We start from the raw sequence: 1,047 nt of genomic DNA on the forward strand, positions 1-1,047 counted from the left end.
GTGTTGCTACGCTCTAGCACGAAGGGATTACTTGTTTCTATTCCTAAAAAATGCTTTAATGATTCTAAGGACTTTTCTCGGTACTCTTCTTCGACTATATTAATGATCACAATATCTTCGGGAGCGAAATAATCATAATACTGAGATAACTGTAGGGCATAATCGCTATAATTAATATATTTATTACGACTAGTCGAAAGGGCTTGATTGATATCCAATTTTTCTCTATCGACTAACAAGTTATGAAAAAAATGGGAAATCGATCGCTGTAATGGATCTCGAACTAGATAAATCAATTTAACGTTTTTCAAGACTTGCTTGATTCGCGCCGGAACCCCTGGATAGTCTGGATACTTTGTATAGTGGGTAGAAGCTTCCAGCTTTATTCCATTTAAGGGAGGAAACATTGCTAAATACCAGTCGATACCTGTTTCCCAGTTGCCTCCTCTATCTCTATCCACAAAAAATTTAGTATCCTTCACCACCGAGGGGTTGATTGATGGGCAGTTTTTAGACAAGGAATGAAACAGCGAAGTTGTTCCGCATTTCATCCCACCAATAATAATATAGTGTTTGCTTATATCCCTTTTCATATACCAAATCCAGATTAGAAAGAATCATCAGTACCAACCTTAAAAGTGCTGTGATAACCATTAAATTTTCAGGAACGCCTAAGAGGATATCTGAAAAGTTTTTTTATACTGATTTTTGCCCCCCTAGCCCCCCAAATTTGGGGGGAACAAGAGTCAATTTGCTTCTAAAAGTCCCCCAAAATTGGGGGATTTAGGGGGCTTGGATGTAGCCAATGAGACTTCTCAGACAACCTCTAAGCATTATATTTCTTTTCCCACTCTTTTAGAGCCATAGCATAATTTCCTGTAGCACTAATTAGGCTCCAAAATGTGCCAAAATCTTCCTGAGCATTTTCTAAGTTAAATTCCATTTTATGACTTTTTTTTTTGATAAATAATTCAAGATTAGCATTGACTGTGTTACAGTAATCAATACAAACATAAAGTCTTTCGTAATTAAAGTGTTTAGGAAGGA

At 36.5% G+C, this 1,047-nt stretch carries 1 protein-coding gene and 1 pseudogene; both read right to left on the reverse strand.

Annotated elements, in window-relative coordinates; genetic code table 11:
- Window positions 1-593: sulfotransferase domain-containing protein (locus F6K49_RS52570; protein ID WP_366514389.1), on the reverse strand; the 593-nt coding region annotated here is incomplete at its 3' end.
- A 233-nt stretch (window positions 594-826) separates the two neighbouring features.
- Window positions 827-1,047 (reverse strand): annotated as a pseudogene (locus F6K49_RS52575) (hypothetical protein); the annotation flags it as partial.

It is taken from the genome of Moorena sp. SIO3I6 (assembly GCF_010672095.1).